The sequence below is a fragment of the Streptomyces sp. 184 genome (genome assembly GCF_045781775.1).
GTDB lineage: Bacteria > Actinomycetota > Actinomycetes > Streptomycetales > Streptomycetaceae > Streptomyces.
The window spans coordinates 373,268-389,853 of sequence record NZ_CP123230.1 but is presented as its reverse complement, the minus strand read 5'-3'; the positions used below and the strand labels follow the sequence as shown (position 1 = coordinate 389,853).

The 16,586-nt window shown below is 76.0% G+C and carries 14 protein-coding genes and 2 pseudogenes; 11 read left to right on the top strand and 5 right to left on the bottom strand.

Annotated features, from left to right (window positions below):
* The first annotated feature begins 117 nt into the window (after positions 1-117).
* From QBL21_RS01595 to QBL21_RS01565, 7 genes are read left to right on the top strand one after another with little or no spacing between them, the layout of a single operon-like run.
* The gene (locus tag QBL21_RS01595; protein WP_407560150.1) at positions 118-420 is read left to right on the top strand and encodes an urease subunit gamma; all 303 of its coding nucleotides are present in this window, start codon (positions 118-120) and stop codon (positions 418-420) included.
* Positions 421-433: 13 nt separating this feature from the next.
* On the top strand, positions 434-820 hold the full coding sequence (locus QBL21_RS01590; protein ID WP_407560149.1) for an urease subunit beta: 387 nt from the start codon (positions 434-436) through the stop codon (positions 818-820).
* Positions 813-2,534, top strand: a complete 1,722-nt coding sequence (locus QBL21_RS01585; protein ID WP_407560148.1) for an urease subunit alpha — start codon at positions 813-815, stop codon at positions 2,532-2,534. The genes QBL21_RS01590 and QBL21_RS01585 overlap by 8 nt, the downstream gene beginning before the upstream one ends.
* Before the next feature lie 3 nt (positions 2,535-2,537).
* Entirely contained in the window at positions 2,538-3,245 is a 708-nt protein-coding gene (locus tag QBL21_RS01580; protein WP_407560147.1) for an urease accessory protein UreF, read from the top strand.
* Positions 3,246-3,285: 40 nt separating this feature from the next.
* Positions 3,286-3,996, top strand: a complete 711-nt coding sequence (gene ureG, locus QBL21_RS01575; RefSeq protein ID WP_407560146.1) for an urease accessory protein UreG — start codon at positions 3,286-3,288, stop codon at positions 3,994-3,996.
* An 8-nt stretch (positions 3,997-4,004) separates the two neighbouring features.
* On the top strand, positions 4,005-5,021 hold the full coding sequence (locus QBL21_RS01570; protein WP_407560145.1) for an urease accessory protein UreD: 1,017 nt from the start codon (positions 4,005-4,007) through the stop codon (positions 5,019-5,021).
* Positions 5,022-5,031: 10 nt separating this feature from the next.
* Positions 5,032-6,210, top strand: coding sequence for an epoxide hydrolase family protein (locus QBL21_RS01565; RefSeq protein ID WP_407560144.1), 1,179 nt, complete (start codon positions 5,032-5,034; stop codon positions 6,208-6,210).
* A gap of 16 nt (positions 6,211-6,226) precedes the next feature.
* Here QBL21_RS01565 and QBL21_RS01560 read toward each other — a convergent pair whose 3' ends face one another.
* The 3 genes and pseudogenes from QBL21_RS01560 to purD form a co-directional block, all read right to left on the bottom strand.
* Complete coding sequence (locus QBL21_RS01560) at positions 6,227-7,678, bottom strand: N,N-dimethylformamidase beta subunit family domain-containing protein (RefSeq protein ID WP_407560143.1); 1,452 nt, start codon at positions 7,676-7,678, stop codon at positions 6,227-6,229.
* 138 nt (positions 7,679-7,816) lie between these two features.
* A pseudogene (locus tag QBL21_RS01555) lies at positions 7,817-9,774 on the bottom strand (hypothetical protein); the annotation flags it as partial.
* A 337-nt stretch (positions 9,775-10,111) separates the two neighbouring features.
* The gene (gene purD, locus QBL21_RS01550) at positions 10,112-11,383 is read right to left on the bottom strand and encodes a phosphoribosylamine--glycine ligase (protein WP_407560142.1); all 1,272 of its coding nucleotides are present in this window, start codon (positions 11,381-11,383) and stop codon (positions 10,112-10,114) included.
* Between the two features lie 289 nt (positions 11,384-11,672).
* Here purD and QBL21_RS01545 point away from each other — a divergent pair, with 289 nt between their 5' ends.
* Together QBL21_RS01545 and QBL21_RS01540 are read left to right on the top strand one after the other, a co-directional pair.
* Positions 11,673-12,506 (top strand): SLATT domain-containing protein, encoded by an 834-nt coding sequence (locus tag QBL21_RS01545; protein ID WP_407560141.1) that lies wholly within the window; start codon positions 11,673-11,675, stop codon positions 12,504-12,506.
* Between the two features lie 74 nt (positions 12,507-12,580).
* On the top strand, positions 12,581-13,543 hold the full coding sequence (locus tag QBL21_RS01540) for a M23 family metallopeptidase (RefSeq protein ID WP_407560140.1): 963 nt from the start codon (positions 12,581-12,583) through the stop codon (positions 13,541-13,543).
* A 13-nt stretch (positions 13,544-13,556) separates the two neighbouring features.
* Here QBL21_RS01540 and QBL21_RS01535 read toward each other — a convergent pair whose 3' ends face one another.
* Positions 13,557-14,207 carry a hypothetical protein gene (locus QBL21_RS01535; protein WP_407560139.1) on the bottom strand — a complete coding sequence of 217 codons (651 nt, stop codon included), beginning with the start codon at positions 14,205-14,207 and terminating at the stop codon, positions 13,557-13,559.
* A gap of 129 nt (positions 14,208-14,336) precedes the next feature.
* Positions 14,337-15,017, bottom strand: coding sequence for a GntR family transcriptional regulator (locus tag QBL21_RS01530; RefSeq protein WP_407560138.1), 681 nt, complete (start codon positions 15,015-15,017; stop codon positions 14,337-14,339).
* A gap of 110 nt (positions 15,018-15,127) precedes the next feature.
* Between QBL21_RS01530 and QBL21_RS01525 the strand changes: the two genes are divergently transcribed.
* Entirely contained in the window at positions 15,128-15,763 is a 636-nt protein-coding gene (locus tag QBL21_RS01525; protein ID WP_407560137.1) for a DJ-1/PfpI family protein, read from the top strand.
* A gap of 170 nt (positions 15,764-15,933) precedes the next feature.
* Positions 15,934-16,443 (top strand): annotated as a pseudogene (locus QBL21_RS01520) (MarR family winged helix-turn-helix transcriptional regulator); the annotation flags it as partial.
* Positions 16,444-16,586 lie beyond the last annotated feature (143 nt).

Sequence of the window (16,586 nt, the reverse complement as noted above, 5' to 3'; positions counted from 1 at the left end):
CGTCACCGGCGGCGGCCGCGTAACGCGCCCGAAAAACGCGCGGGCTACCGTGGCCCGCCGGACTCCGGGCCTGGACGGCGCCCGGGGGGACCGGAGCCGGAAGGGCAGGTGGGACGCGTGCGACTGACTCCCCGGGAACAGGAACGGCTGCTCATCCACGTGGCCGCGGACGTCGCCGAGAAGCGCCGGGCGCGCGGGCTGCGGCTCAACCACCCGGAGGCGGTCGCGCTCATCACCTCCCACGTGCTCGAAGGCGCCCGCGACGGCCGCAGCGTCGCCGACCTGATGGCCTCCGGCCGCAAGGTGCTCACCCGCGACGACGTCATGGACGGCATCCCCGAGATGCTGCGCGACGTGCAGGTGGAGGCGACCTTCCCGGACGGCACCAAGCTCGTCACCGTCCACGACCCCATAGCCTGAGGGAGGACCGGCCGTGATCCCAGGAGAGATCCGCTACGGAGCCGGGGCCGTCCGCCTGAACGAGGGCGCGGACGTCATCCGGCTCACCGTGCTCAACGCCGCCGACCGGCCCGTCCAGGTCGGCTCCCACTACCACTTCGCCGAGGCCAACCCGGGCCTGGAGTTCGACCGCGCCGCCGCCCGCGGCAGGCGCCTCGGCGTCGCCGCGGGCACCGCCGTGCGCTTCGAGCCCGGCGTGCCGGTGGAGGTCGAGCTGATCCCGCTCGCCGGCCGGCGGGTGGTGCCGGGGCTGCGCGGCGAGACGGGCGGGGCGCTCGATGACGGGGCACTTGAGGGCGGGGCGCTGGACGGCGGGGCGCTGGACGGCGGGGCGCTGGACGGCGGGGCGCTCGATGGCTGAGCTGTCCCGAGCCGCGTACGCCGACCTCTTCGGGCCCACCACCGGCGACCGCATCCGGCTCGCCGACACCGACCTGCTGATCGAGATCGAGGAGGACCGCGCCGGCGGCCCCGGGCGCGCGGGCGACGAGGCGGTCTTCGGCGGCGGCAAGGTCATCCGCGAGTCCATGGGCGTCTCCCGCGCCACCCGCGCCGACGGCACGCCCGACACCGTCATCACCGGCGCCGTCGTCCTCGACCACTGGGGCGTCGTCAAGGCCGACGTCGGCATCCGCGACGGGCGCGTCACCGCGCTCGGCAAGGCCGGCAACCCCGACACCATGGACGGCGTCCACCCCGAGCTGGTCATCGGCCCGGACACCGAGATCGTCGCGGGCAACGGCAGGATCCTCACGGCGGGCGCCGTCGACGCCCACGTCCACTTCATCTGCCCCCAGCTCGCCGACGAGGCGCTCGCCGCCGGCATCACCACCCTCATCGGCGGCGGTACGGGCCCCGCCGAGGGCAGCAAGGCCACCACCGTCACCCCCGGGCCGTGGCACCTCGCCCGGATGCTGGAGGCCATGGACGGCGTCCCCGTCAACGTCGGCCTGCTCGGCAAGGGCAGCACCGTCTCCCGCGAGGCGCTGCTCGGCCAACTGCGCGGCGGCGCCCTCGGCTTCAAGATCCACGAGGACTGGGGCGCCACCCCCGCCGTCATCGACGCCTGCCTTACCGTCTGCGAGGAGACCGGCGCGCAGCTCGCGCTCCACAGCGACACGCTCAACGAGGCCGGCTTCGTCGGCGACACCCTCGCCGCCCTCGCCGACCGTACCGTCCACGCCTACCACGCCGAAGGCGCCGGCGGCGGCCACGCCCCCGACATCATCACCGTCGTCTCCGCCCCCCACGTCCTGCCCAGCTCCACCAACCCGACCCGCCCGCACACCGTCAACACCGTCGAGGAGCACCTCGACATGCTGATGGTCTGCCACCACCTCAACCCCGCGGTGCCCGAGGACCTCGCCTTCGCCGAGTCCCGCATCCGGCCCTCGACCATCGCCGCGGAGGACGTCCTGCACGACCTCGGCGCCATCTCCGTCATCTCCTCCGACTCCCAGGCCATGGGCCGCATCGGCGAGGTCGTGCTGCGCACCTGGCAGACCGCGCACGTGATGAAGAAGCGGCGCGGCGCGCTGCCCGGCGACGGCCGCGCCGACAACCTGCGGGCGCGCAGGTACGTCGCCAAGTACACGGTCAACCCCGCCGTCGCCAACGGCGTCGACCACGAGATCGGCTCCGTCGAGCCCGGCAAGCTCGCCGACCTCGTCCTGTGGGACCCGGCGTTCTTCGGCGTCAAGCCGCAACTGGTCATCAAGGGCGGCCAGATCGCGTACGCGCAGATGGGCGACGCCAACGCCTCCATCCCCACCCCGCAGCCGGTCCTGCCGCGCCCCATGTTCGGCGCCACCGGCCGCGCCCCGCACGCCAACTCCGTCTCCTTCGTCTCCCCCCTCGCGCTCGACGCCGGCCTCGGCGACCGCCTCAGGCTGGGCAAGGCGCTGGTCGCGGCCCGCTCCACGCGGTCGCTGACCAAGGCGGACATGCGGCTGAACGACGCGACCCCGGACGTACGGGTCGACGCCGACAGCTTCACCGTGACCATCGACGGCGACGCGGTCGAGCCCGCCCCGGCGACGGAACTGCCCATGGCCCAGCGCTACTTCCTCTTCTGAGCCGTGCCGCCGCCGCCCGCCGCCCGCGCCGCGCTGCTCGTCCTCGCCGACGGCCGCTTCCCCGCCGGCGGCCACGCCCACTCCGGCGGCGCCGAACAGGCCGTCGCCGCCGGGCGGATCACGGACGCCGCCGACCTGGCGGCGTACTGCCGCGGCCGGCTGCACACGGCCGGGCTCACCGCCGCCGCGCTGGCCGCCGCCGCCTGCGCCGGAGCCGACCCGCTCCGCCTCGACGAGGCCGCCGACGCCCGCACCCCGTCCCCCGCCCTGCGCGCCACCGGCCGCCGGCTGGGCCGCCAACTGCTGCGGGCCGCCCGCGCCGCCTGGCCGTCCGCGGAGCTGGACGCCCTCGCCGAGGCCCGCCCGCGCGGCGTCCACCAGCCCGTCGTCCTGGGCCTCGCCGCCCGCGCCGCGGGCCTCGGCCCCGGCGACGCCGCGCACGCCGCCGCGTACGAGGCGGTCTCCGGGCCGGCGACCGCGACCGTACGGCTCCTCGGCCTCGACCCCTTCGAGGCCACCGCCGTCCTCGCCCGCCTCGCCCCCGAGCTGGACGACGTCGCCGCGCGGGCCCTGGAGGCGGGCGTCCAGGCCGCCACCGAAGACCGCACCGGCGGCGACCCCGGCGACGTGCTGCCCGCGGCGGGCGCCCCTCTCCTCGACATCGCCGCCGAGGAGCACGCCGTGCGGGCGGCGCGGCTCTTCGCCTCGTAGCCAGACCTCAGCGTCCTCGTACGAACCCCAGGGAGACGGCATGCACCTCGACCACCCCGAGACCCCGCCGCAGCGCTTCACCTACGGCACCGCCGCACCCCGCACCGGCGCACCCCCGGCGGCGGCCGGGAGCGCCACCCGCCGCGCCCTGCGCGTCGGGCTCGGCGGCCCGGTGGGCTCCGGCAAGACCGCCACCGTCGCCGCGCTGTGCCGGCTGCTGCGCGAGGAGCTGTCGCTGGCCGTCGTCACCAACGACATCTACACCCGGGAGGACGCCGAGTTCCTGCTCCGCGAGGCCGTGCTGCCGCCCGAGCGGATCACCGCCGTGCAGACCGGCGCCTGCCCGCACACCGCCATCCGCGACGACATCTCCGCCAACGTCGAGGCCGCCGAGGAGCTGGAGGCGGCGGTGGGGCCGCTCGACGTGATCCTGGTGGAGTCAGGCGGCGACAACCTCACGGCCACCTTCTCCCGCGGCCTGGCCGACGCGCAGGTCTTCGTCATCGACGTCGCGGGCGGCGACGACATCCCCCGCAAGGGCGGGCCGGGCGTCACCATGGCCGACCTGCTCGTCGTCAACAAGACCGACCTCGCCCCGTACGTCGGCTCCGACCTCGCACGCATGGCGCGCGACGCGCGGGCCCAGCGCGGGGAGAAGCCGGTCGTGTTCACCTCGCTGGCGCGGGAGGGCGGGGTGCGGCCGGTCGCGGACTGGCTGCGTACGCGCGTCGCCGCGTGGCGCGCGGCGTGACGGAGGGCATGGCGCACGGCGCTACGGAGGGCACGGCACACGGCACGGCGCACGGCGCGGGGCGCGGCGTGACGGACCGCGCGGCACACGGCGCCACGGACCGCGCGGAGCGCGGCATGGCTCGCGGCCCGGCGGGCGCGGCACACGGCGCTACCGACGACGCGGCGCACGACGCGGTACGCGGCCTGGCGGGCGGCAGCCCCGCGTCCGCCGCCCGCGCGCCCGGCGGCGGAGTCCGCGCCCACGCCCGTATCACCGCCGCCCCCGACGCCCGCGGCGGCACCGCGCTGCCGGAGCTGGCCGGGGACGGGCCGCTCGCGCTGCGCCGGGTGCGGGCCGGCGCCGGGGAGGTGCGGGTGTGCCTGGTGGGGGCCATGGCCGGGCCGCTCGGCGGCGACCGGCTGCGGCTCGACGTACGCGTCGAGGCCGGCGCCGCGCTCTGCGTCACCAGCGCCGCCGCGACCCTGGCCCTGCCGGGCACCGGCGGCGCACCCGCCCGCTACGACGTGTGCCTGACCGTCGGCGACGGCGCCGAACTGCGCTGGCTGCCCGAGCCGCTGGTCTCCGTGCGCGGCAGCAGCCTCCACGTCACGTACCGCGTCGACCTCGCCCCCACCGCCCGCCTGGTGTTCCGCGAGGAGCAGGTGCTCGGCCGCGCCGGCGAGCCGCCCGGCCGGCTCGCGTCGCGCCTGACGGTACGCAGCGGCGGCCGGCCGCTCCTCGACCAGGCCACCGACTACGGGCCCGGCGCCCCCGCGTGGGACGGCCCCGCCGTACTCGCGGGCAACCGCGCCACCGGACAACTGCTCGTCGCCGCCCCCGAGTTCGCCGACGCCCCCGCCGAGCCGTACGTCCTCGCCCCCGGCCGCGCCGCGATCACCCCCCTGCCGGGCCCCGCCGCCCTCACCACCGCCGTAGCCCCGGACGCCCTGCTCCTGCGCACCCTGCTGGACGACGCCCGCACCCGCACCGCCGCCCCGCCGCCACCGCGAGATCCCGAGGCCGAAGGCGGCGGCGCCGCCTAGGCTCCCGATCATGACGACGGACGACACCATCAGGCCGTTCCGGGTCTCGATCCCGGACGGCGACCTGGACGATCTGCGGAACCGCCTCGACCGTACGCGCTGGCCGGACGAACTGCCCGGTGTCGGCTGGGCCTACGGCGTTCCGCGTGACTACCTGCGGGAACTCGCGCACTACTGGCGGCACGAGTACGACTGGCGGGCGGCGGAGGCCCGGCTGAACCGGTGGCCGCAGTTCATGACCACCATCGACGGCGCGGACGTTCACTTCGCGCACATCCGCTCCCCGGAGCCGGACGCCACTCCGCTGGTCATCACGCACGGCTGGCCGGGGTCCATCGTCGAGTTCGAGCGGATCGCCGGCCCGCTCACCGATCCCCGGGCGCACGGCGGCGACCCCGCGGACGCCTTCCACCTGGTCCTGCCGAGCATCCCCGGCTTCGGGTTCTCCGGCCCCACCCGCGATACGGGCTGGGAGTACCGCCGGGTCGCGGGCGCGTTCGCCGAGCTGATGCGGCGCCTGGGCTACGAGCGTTACGGGGCGCAGGGCGGCGATTGGGGGGCCGCCGTCTCCCGCGAGTTGGGGCGCACCCGTCCCGAACATGTCATCGGCGTCCATCTGAACATGATCCCCGGTGCCCAGGCAACGGCCGAGCCGACCGAGGCGGAACTCGCCGCCCTCGGACCCGCGGAACGTACCCGCACCCTGGCCTCCTGGGCGCGCATGCAGGCATGGAGCCGTGACCGGCAGGGCTACGCCGACATCCAGTCCACGCGACCGCAGACCCTCGCCTACGCGCTCACCGACTCGCCGGTCGGCCAGCTCGCCTGGATCGCCGAGAAGTTCAAGGAGTGGACGGACTCCGTCGACCGGCCGGAGGACGCCGTCGACCGCGACCATCTCCTGACCAACGTGATGCTCTACTGGCTGACCGGCACCGCCGGTTCCGCCGCGCGCCTCTACTACGAGCGCGCCCACGCCGCCTACCGGGGGGAGCCGGCGGAGCGCTCGACCGCCCCCACCGCGTTCGCGTCCTTCCCGCAGGAGAACTACATCGTCCTGCGGCACGTCGCCGAGCGCACCGACGACATCGTCCGCTGGACGGAGTTCGACCGGGGCGGCCACTTCGCCGCGATGGAGCAGCCGGAGCTGCTCGTCGGCGACATCCGCGCCTTCTTCCGCAGCCTGTGACGCCGCGGCGCCGGCGTCAGTCCCGCTTGCAGATCCGGTCCAGCAGGTTCGCCGTCGCCCGCTGGATCACGGTGTTCACGTGGTCCGGCCGGTCCAGGGCCGGCGACCACGCGAACGTGCCCGCCGCGAAGACCAGGCCGCCCGCCGGCGTCTCGTACAGCGACGTCTCCTGGTAGCGCCGGACCCCGCGGCCGTCCGGGTACGGCGAGTGGGCCAGCAGCTTGCGCTTCGTGTGCTTCGGCAGCGGTGCGCGCGGGAAGTAACGGTCCGCCTCGCCCGCGACCAGGCCGGGCAGTTCGTCGCCCTCAAGGGCGCCGGTCGCCTCCCACAGCCAGTGGTCCGCGTTCCGTACGACCAGCGGGCTCGGCTCCGGCACCCGGCCCACGTACTGCACGCCCAGCAACTCCTGCTCCGGCGCGCCCTGGTCGCGCCAGAGCGCGGGGCGTCCGGGGCCCTGGCGCTTGGTGCAGTGCAGCAGCCGGTCCGGCTCGCCGGACGCGGAGGGTGCCAGGACGACGCGCCAGTACATGGTGTTGGCGGAGAGGAACACCAGCGACGTGCCGGCGTCCCGGGCCCGCTCGGCGGCCCGGCGCATCCGCACCGACCAGTACTCGTCGTGGCCGGGGAAGACGATGCCGCGGTAGCGCGTCGGGTCGATGCGGCCGGCGTGCAGGTCGCGGGCGTCGCCGTAGGCGAGGTCGTAGCCGTAGCGCTCCGCCCAGCGGATGAAGTCGTAGGCGTGGCCGGCGTGCAGCGGCAGGCCCGCGCCCGCGTAGGGGCGGTCGAAGGAGACCGTCGTGGCCGCCTCCGGCTCGCCGAGGAGGCAGCCCTCGTCGTCCCAGGCGTGGTAGAGGCTGGCGCCGGTGCGGCCGTCCTCGGGGTAGAGGTTGTACGCCTGCCACGTGACGTCCGGGAGCAGCAGCAGCAGGTCGGCGGGCTCGGTGGAGCGGACGGTGAACGGCGCGTGGGAGCGGTGGCCGTCGGCGGTGGTGAGCACGGCGACGTACGCGCCCGGGGAGAAGTACGTCGGGATCTGGAGCCGCCAGGAGAGCCACCAGTGGTGGCAGGAGACCGTACGCCCGGCGGCCAGCGGCACCGGCTGCACGATGCCGGCGAGCCGCGGACTGCCGGTGATCTTCGCGGCGCCGTCGCCGGCGTAGTGGCCGATGCGGTAGATGTCGACGCCGAACTCCTGCGGCGGGTCGACGGAGACGCGGAAGTCGACGGACTCGCCGGGCGCGACGCACGAGGGCGCGGCGAAGCCCTTGATCTGCTGGAGTACGTCGTTGGCGAGGTGGACGCCGCCGTCGCCGGTGGTGGCGCTGTCGACGTACCAGGGGACGAGGCGGCCGTCCTCGAAGGACTCCTCTCCGGCGTGCAGCCACGGCAGCGGGCCCGCCGCGAACGGATCGGAGACGGCGTGCGCGAGCGCCCCGGACTCCCATCGCCGGATGCTGTCGTGAACCACGGGCCGAATCCCTCCCTCGCCCCCGCGTGGGTCGGCGAGTCCAGGACATCACATAACGCGAACGGCCCCTCACGGAACGCCGACATTCGTTCGACATGACGCCCGTACGAGGGCGGCGGTTCCGGAACCGTCAGGTCAGACCAGGAGGACCGGCTTCTCGGGGCGTACGCCGGCGGTTGTCAGCCAGGAGCGAAGCTGGGTGTCGTCGCGGGTCTCGACCAAGGTGCGGACCGCCGCCGCCGGGTTTCCGCCCCGGCGGGTGCGCAGCACGGGGCCGTCCAGCCAGTCGAGCCCGGGGGCGGCGCCCGCGGTGTCGACGGCCGCGCAGCAGACCATCGCCAGGACGTGGTCCACGAGCAGTTCCCGGCCGGTACGGGGCGGCTGGAGGGGCGCCGCGGGCCCCGGTGGGGCCTGCCGCTGGGCGCGGGCGAGTGCGGCGCCGATCCGGTCGGTCTCCTCCGGGCCCGCGGTGAGCCGCTCCACGACGCGGGCGAGGGTGCCGCGGTCGGGGCGGCCGGCGGGCTCCGGGCAGTCTTCGAGGCGGTCGAGCACGGCGTGCAGCCGGGCGGCCTCCAGCCGCCACTTGCGGTCCACGACCTCGTCGGGGTACTGGTCCCAGCTCACCCCCGCGAACCCCGCCGCCGGCTCCCCGCCGACCACGGCGCCCACGGCCGCGCCGCCCGGGCCGCTGAACAGCTCGGCGGCCAGCAGCGACGCCGCCTCGTCGACCATGCCGGGCTCCTCCAGCAGATCGCAGGCGGGGCGCTCGCCGAGCCGGGTGGCGAAGCCCTCGGCGAGGCGGTCGCGGCGGGAGAGTTCGGTGAGGGCGGAGACGACCCCGGCGTTGAGCCGGGAGGGCCAGCGGCCCATGCGCCAGGCGGGCAGCGCGACGCGGGTCAGCAGCCGGTCCCAGCCGGCGTACGCGAGGCCCACCTGCTCCTGCGCGACGATCCGCAGGCCGTAGTCCACGGCCTGGGCGCGCTCGGCCGCCGCGGTGGCGACGGCGCGCTCCATCTCGACGGGGTGCTCGCCGCAGGCGCGCAGCAGCAGCCGCGCGACGCCGCCGGTGAACCGCTGCCAGAGCCGCGCCAGGCCGGCCGGGGGCCCGGGCGGCGGTCGGGCGGCGGCTGGGTCGCGTACGGGTCGGGGACGCCGAGCGTCGCCCCGGGGCCGGCCTCGTACGGTCCCGTCTCGTACTGGCGCGTCTCGTACGGCCCGGGGCCCCCCTCGTACGCCCCCGGGCCCGCCTCGTCCGGCCCCGGGGTCTCGCCGCCGCCCGGCGCCGCGCGCGCCGGCAGCGCCGCCGCCGCGTCCAGGGCACGTACGAAGCGCCGCGCCGCGGCGATGTCGGGCTGGGCCGAGGCCGCCGTACCGGCGACGACGGGGGCGAGGACCGCGCGCAGTTCGCCGACGCGCATCCACCACAGGAACGGCGAGCCGATGACGAGCACGGGCCCGTCCGGGTCGGCGGTGGCGCGCTCGACGACCTCGCGCCAGTTCGGCGCGTACGACGCCTCGGCGGACGCCTGCCGCCGGGCCGCCGCCGCGGCGGCGTGGCTCTCCGCGGCCGGCGCGCGCGGCGCGACGATCCCGTCGCCGGCGCCGAACGTCCCGTCGCCGCCGGTGCCGTACGCACCCGGAGCCCCCGGTCCCGTACCGGAACCGGAAGCGGAGCCGCCGGGTGCACGGGACCGCAGCGCGCGTCCCGCCCGGCCCGCCAGCCGTCGCAGCCAGCTCCGCACCCCCGTGGGCACGGGTCCCGGGTCCTCCAGCCAACTGTCGCAGTCGGGCGTGAGCGCCACCGCCGCCGGCACCGGCACGCCGAGCCGCTCGGCGAGGTCGCCGACGAGGCGGTACAGGTCGGGGGCGGCCCGGCGCGGCACGGGGACGGTCAGCGTGGCCGCGGGCTCCGCGCGGGAGATCGACCGCGCGACGGCGGCGGCCAGCACGGGCACCAGGACGGCGAGCGCGACGGCGGGCCAGCGCAGCGCGGCGAACACCCCGTCCAGCCGTCCCATCGCCGAGCCGGCCAGCAGCACGACGGCCACCGCCCCCGGCAGCAGCACGACGGCAAGGGCCGTCCCCCGCACGCGCAGGACGGCGAGAGCGCGGGAGCGGGCGGCCCCCGCACCCGCCTCAGAACCGGTCGCTGTGGACACGTCCGTACCTCACCCCCTCAACCGCCGACGGGTAGCGCATCGGCCGTAACGAGGCGAAACGGCCGTACTCCACCACTGTCGCACCGGCCACGGCCAGTGCAATGCCGGTAGGCCAGTTGGCCTGATCAGGCCCCCACCGCCGGGACGTGGCCGACCGGACGGCCGGTACGTCAGGCAGGTGCACCATAGTTGGGGGGCGCGGCCCCGTCAGCAGGACCGCGTCCCGGTCACCCGATGGTATGGCCTTGGGCAAAGGTCTGGGTGAGGTGCAAATTCAGTCGGCGGCGGCCTCCGCGGCGCGCGCGGCGATGTCCCCGCGGTAGTGCGAACCGTCCAGCCCGATCCGCCGAATCGCCTCGTAGGCGCGGTGGCGGGCGACGGTGAGGTCCGCGCCCACGGCGGTGACGCACAGCACCCGGCCGCCGGCGCTGACGACCTTGCCGGAGTCATCGAGCTTGGTACCGGCGTGGAGCACGTAGGCGTCGGGTGCGTCCGCGGCCTCGACCGCGTCCAGGCCCGTGATGGCGTCCCCGGTACGCGGCTTCGCGGGGTAGTCCCGGGCGGCGAGGACGACGGTGACGGCCGCGTCGTCGCTCCACACCAGCGGCGGGAACGCGGCGAGCCGGCCCTGCGCGGCGGCCCGCAGCAGCCCGGCGAGCGGGGTGCGCAGCCGGGCGAGGACGGCCTGGGTCTCGGGGTCGCCGAAGCGGGCGTTGAACTCCACGACCCGTACCCCGCGCGAGGTCAGCGCGAGCCCCGCGTACAGCAGGCCGGCGAAGGGCGTACGGCGGCGGCGCATTTCGTCGACCGTCGGCTGGAGCACGGTCTCGACGACCTCGTCGACCAGCTTGGGGTCGGCCCACGGCAGCGGCGTGTACGCGCCCATGCCGCCGGTGTTCGGGCCGGCGTCACCGTCGTACGCGCGTTTGAAGTCCTGGGCGGGCGACAGCGGTACGACGCTCTGGCCGTCCGTGACCGCGAAGAGGGACACCTCGGGCCCGTCGAGGAACTCCTCGATCACCACCTGGCCCGCGGCGGTGCAGGCGCGCGCGTGCGCGCGGGCCGCCGCCAGGTCCTCGGTGACCACGACGCCCTTGCCGGCCGCGAGCCCGTCGTCCTTGACGACGTACGGCGGGCCGAAGGCGTCGAGCGCGCTGTCGGCCTCCTCGGGGGTGGTGCAGACGTAGGAGCGGGCGGTGGGGACGTCGGCCTCGGCCATCACGTCCTTCGCGAACGCCTTCGACCCCTCCAGCCGGGCCGCCTCGGCGCCCGGTCCGAAGCAGTCGATGCCGCGCGCCCGTACGGCGTCGGCGACGCCGGCGACGAGGGGCGCCTCCGGGCCGACGACGACGAGGTCCGCGCCGAGGCCGGCGGCGAGCGCGGCGACGGCGTCGCCGTCGAGCGCGTCGACGGCGTGCAGCCGGGCGACGGCGGCGATGCCGGCGTTGCCGGGCGCGCAGTGCACTTCGCGGACGTCGGGGTCGAGGGAGAGGGCGCGGCACAGGGCATGTTCGCGGGCGCCGCCGCCGATGACGAGGACCTTCACGGGGTCAGCCTAGCGGTCGGCCCGGGGGCCACCGGTCCGGGTGACGGCGGTTCGCCCCCATACCCGATCAACCACTCCTTACGAGGGTAAATAACGCCATTTTCGGCTCGTGTCCCCTCATTCGGCGGTAGGAAGGCCGCCGCGGGCGCACCATCCGATTGCCCAGTCATCACACGGCACATGCGCCACACGGAACACAGAGAGCACGGCCGGCACAGAGAACGCGGCGAAGCAGAAGTCGGAAACCAGCAGGAACAGGCGAGTTCGAGCGACGAGCGAGGAGTCCCGTATGAACCACTCGGAGGAGACCCGGACGACCGGCCCGGCGACCGGCGGCACCGAAGGCCGCGGTGGCCGCGGTCGCTTCGGCCGCAGGAGCCGGGCCGGGCGCAAAGGCCGCGCGGCCGGCCCCGGCGGCACCGGCGGTCCCGGACGCACGGGGCAGCCGGGCGAGCTGCTCTCGCGGCCGTTCCCGCTCGGCGACTGGGGCGACCCGGCCAAGCGGCTGGACGAGCTGTACCTGTGGGCGGAGGAGGGCGCCCTGCACACCGCCCGGTCGTACCTCGCCGCCCGCCGCGTCAAGCGCCGCGCGGCACGGGCGCTGCGGGCCGGGGCGGCGGTGTGCGCGGCGGCGGGCGCGGCGCTGCCGGTGCTCGACCTGACGGAGACGGTGCCGGACCGCTTCGCCGGCTGGGCGTTCGTGGCGCTCTTCGCGGCGCTGGCGTGCCTGGCCGCGGACCGGTTCTTCGGGCTGACGGCGGGCTGGATGCGCGACGTGGCGACGGCGCAGGCGGTGCAGCGGCGGCTGGAGGCGCTCCAGTTCGACTGGGCGTCGGAGTCCGTACGTGAGGTGCTGGGCCCGACGGAGGGCACGGCGAGCGACGCGGCGGAGCGGTGCCTGGTGGTGCTGCGGCGCTTCACGGAGGACGTGACCGAGCTGGTACGGGCCGAGACGGCGGACTGGATGGTGGCGTTCGGCGGCGGGCGCGCGGCGCTGGCGACGCAGTCGCTGGCCTGGGCCCGCTGCCCCGAGACCCAACCCCAGGCCCGCGCGCCCCTCCCGCCGGCGGGGCTGCGCCCCACGATGCCGCGCCAACGCCCCCCGGAATCCCCGGGCCGCTAGGGGGCCGCGGGGTCCCCTCGCCGTTCAGGCACAGTGGTACGGGGTACGCGACAGGGGACGAACGGGGGTTGGGTGTGAACGGGGCACGGATCGTCGCGGTGGTGCGCGGCGCGCAGGCGCTGGCCACGGTGGTGCTGCTGGGCAAGGCGGTGACGGGCGTCGAGGCCGGTGCCGCCGGCGAGGTGGTGCTGTGGGTCGCCGTCGGCGTCTGGGCCACGATGATGGCGGAGATGGTCGTACGGGCTTCCCTCGGTGCCGTACGGGCCCTGCGGCGGCGCGGCGCACACGGCGGAGCCGCGGCGGGCGAGGACGGGTCGCTTCCCGGCGCCGTCGCCCTGCACTCCCCCGTCGCCGGCCGGTGGCGCGCGTACAACAGCCCCGCCGACAAGGTGCCCAGCCACGGCACCCGCTACCTCGCGCAGACCTACTCCATCGACATCGTCCGCACCCCCGAGGAGCCCTCCGGCCGTACGCTCCGCTGGTGGCCGCCGTTCCCGCCGAACCGGGACTTCCCCGCCTTCGGCGCCCCCGTCCTCGCCCCCGCCGCCGGCCGCGTCGTCACCGTCGCCGGCTCCGCGCACCGCGACCACCGCGCCCGCAACACCGTCCCGGGGCTGGCGTACCTCGTGGTCTTCGAGCAGTTGGTCCGCTCCGTCGGCGCCGGCTCCGGCATCGGCACGATCGTCGGCAACCACCTGGTGCTGGAGCTGGAGGACGGCTCGTACGCCCTCTTCGCGCATCTGCGCCGCGGCTCGACGACCGTGCGCGAGGGCGACGTCGTACGGGCCGGGCAGCAGCTCGCCGAGTGCGGCAACTCGGGCAACTCCACCGAGCCGCACCTGCACTTCCAGCTCATGGACGGCCCCGATCCGCGGCGGGCCGAGGGCGTGCCGTTCACCTGGCGGGGCATCGGGGTGCCGCGCAACGGCACGGACTTCACGGCCACCCCGGCCGGTACCGGCGAAGACGACGGCCGCCCGGCCGACGACTCCGCGGCCGACCGGTCCGTCAGCGGAAGACGCCCGCCCGCCGGCTGAAGACGCCCGGCCGCTAGCTGAAGACGATCATCGACCCCTGCGCCAGGCTCCGCGTCGCCGCGGCGTGCAGCCCCAGCCACACGTGCCGCTCCTGCGCGAACTCCCCGCCCTCCGACGGCGCCGTCGCCGCCGGCTCCGACAGCTCGGTCGGCCCCGGCGGCGGGGCCGGGGCGGGCGGCGGGTTGTCCGGGTCGATGCCGATCGCCGGGGCGACCGCGACGAGTTCGCGTACGAGGCCCTGCGCCGAGCCCAGCGGCCCGCCGCCCGCCAGCAGTTCCTCCGTGACGAGCGGGTGCGGGAAGTCGACGGGGACGTACGCGCCGGCGTGGTCGTAGTGCCAGACCAGGTGCGACTGCTGCGCCGTGGACTCGAACATCTCCAGCAACTGCTCGTAGTCCCCGCCCAGCTCGCCGACCGGCGTGACCTCAAGCCCGCACAGTTGCAGCAGGTAGGCGCGGCGCAGGAAGTGCAGCGCGTCGTAGTCGAAGCCGGCCACCGGGGCGACGTCCCCGGAGAGCCCCGGCATGTAGCTCTGCACGGGCACCGGCGGCAGCCCCGCCTGCCCCAGCGCGGCGTCGTAGGCGGCGATCTCCTCGGCGAAGGGGTTGTCGGGGCTGTGGCACAGCACGTCGACGAGGGGCACCAGCCACAGGTCGCAGGCCAAGCGGAACGCTCCTTAACTGCGCGGTTCGGCTCAGCGTAGCCGCTGACGGCGGCCCGGCAGCACCCCCCGGCCGGGTACCGCGCCCGCCTCCGCCGGGTCTCGGCCAACGTGCCGCGCGGGATCGGGCGGTCAGCCGCCCGCGAGCCGTTCGATCAGCTCCAGCGAGTGCCGGTTGTACGTGCGGACGACCTCCTCGGCGGCGGCCACGTCGCGCCGCTCGATGGCCTCGACGAGCTGCATGTGCCCCTGCCAGAACGTGCCGGGCACGCAGCCCTCGCTCTCGCCGCGCAGGTACGGCACGGCGAAGACCCAGCAGTGGATCCGTACCCGCTCCAGGAACTCGGTGATGTAGTCGTTGCCTATGAGGCTGGTGATCTCGCGCCAGAAGCGCAGGTCGTAGTGGACGAGCACGTCGAGGTCGCCGGCCTTCGCCGCCCGCTCGGCCTCCTCGCCGCGGCGCCGCATCGCGGTCAGCGCGCCCGGCGCGGGGTCGACCGTGTGCGGGGGGCTGGCGCGGAAGACGCCCATCTGGACGACGGTGCGGGCGTCGGCCATGGCGCGGAAGTCGTCGAGGGTGAAGGCGTGCACGCGGTAGCCGCGGTGCTGCTCGACGTCGAGGAGTCCCTGTGCGGAGAGGTCGACCAGGGCTTCGCGTACGGGGGTTGCCGAGACCCCGTACTGCGCCGCTATCTCGCCGACCGTGATGTGCTGCCCGGCCGCGAGCCGGCCGGCCAGGATCTCGTCGCGCAGGGCGTCGGCGATCTGTGCACGCAGCGTGTCGCGCCGGACCACGGCGCCTGCGGGGGTCATGCGGTGGCCCTTCTGATGGGGGATGCCCCACACGATAAGCGCAGCGACGACTTCGATTGACAGCATGCTGTCTTTTTGACAGCATGCTGTCGTACGTCGAAGGAGGCACCATGGCCCGCAGAAACGTTCATCTGGCCGTCTACGACACGCTCGCCGACTGGGAGACAGGGCACGCGGTCGCTCACATCCGCGACACGTCGCTTCACCGCCCGCCCCGCGACACGTACGAGATCGTCACCGTCGGCCCCGCGGCCGACCGCCCGGTGACCACCACCGGCGGCGTGCGCATCCTGCCCGACCTGGCGCTTGACGACCTGCGCCCCGAGGACAGCGCGCTGCTGATCCTGCCGGGCGCCACCCTCTGGGACACCGGCGACGAACTGGCGCCGTACGCCCGCGCGGCGGGCAGGTTCCTGGCCGCGGGCGTGCCGGTGGCGGCGATCTGCGGCGCGGTCGCGGGGCTCGCGCGGGAGGGGCTGCTGGACGACCGTAGCCACACGAGCGCGGTGGCCGAGTACGTCGGCGCCCAGCCCGGCTACGGCGGGCAGGCGCGCTACGTCGAGGCGGACGCGGTCACCGGCGACGGGCTGGTGACGGCGGGGCCGACGGAGCCGGTGGCGTTCGCGCGCGAGGTGTTCCGGGTGCTGGGCCTGCACGAACCCGAGGTGCTGGACGCGTGGGTGCGACTGTTCGGCGCGTCGGACGCGAGCGCGTTTCCGGTGCTGAGCGAGGCGCAGGCGCGGTGACGGGGCAGCCGGGGCGGGCAGGGCGGGTCACGCGAGGCGGCGGCACGGCGCGTAACCGGCCGAAAAGCGACGCACCGGCGGGCAGCGCGGAGCGTACGGCACGCGCGGGGGCGACAGGCGCGGAGGCGGGGGGCGAGAGGCTACCCGGCGGCGTGCCGGACGAACAGGACCTGACGGCCCTCGGCGCCGCGGCACTCCTCGACGGCGTCGCCACCGCCTCCTTCCGACTGAACGGCCAGTTCCTCGCCCGCGGCGACCAGCTCGCCCGCCCCGCCGGGCTGACCGCGTCCCGCTGGCAGGTGCTGTACGCCGTGGACCGCGAGCCGCTGCCCGTCGCCGGCGTCGCCCGCGCCATGGGCGTCGCCCGGCAAAGCGTGCAGCGCATCGCCGACGTGCTGGTGGACCAGGGCCTCGCGGCGTACGAACCGAACCCGGCGCACCGCCGCGCCAAGCTGCTCCGCCCCACCCGCGCGGGCCGCCGGGCGCTGGCGCGGCTGGATCCGGGGCACGGGGAGTTCGCCGTGCGGCTCGGGCACCGGCTCGGCGGTGAGGAGAGGTTCCGCGAGACGCTGGCGGCGCTGCGGCGGCTGTCGGCGGCGATGGAGGCGCTCCAGGCGGAGGATGTGGAGGCGGCAGAGGAGACGGCTTCGGACGAGATCGCGACGGGACACCCCGCAGGGGCGGCGGGCGTCGACGCGGCCGGGAGGCATGCGGCCGGGAACGCAACCGGGGAACCGGCCGGTGACACCGACCCGGGCGCCCCCGGGCCGGGGCACCGGAGGGCCCGTACCCGCCGCTGATCCGCACCGCGCCCAGGTCACCG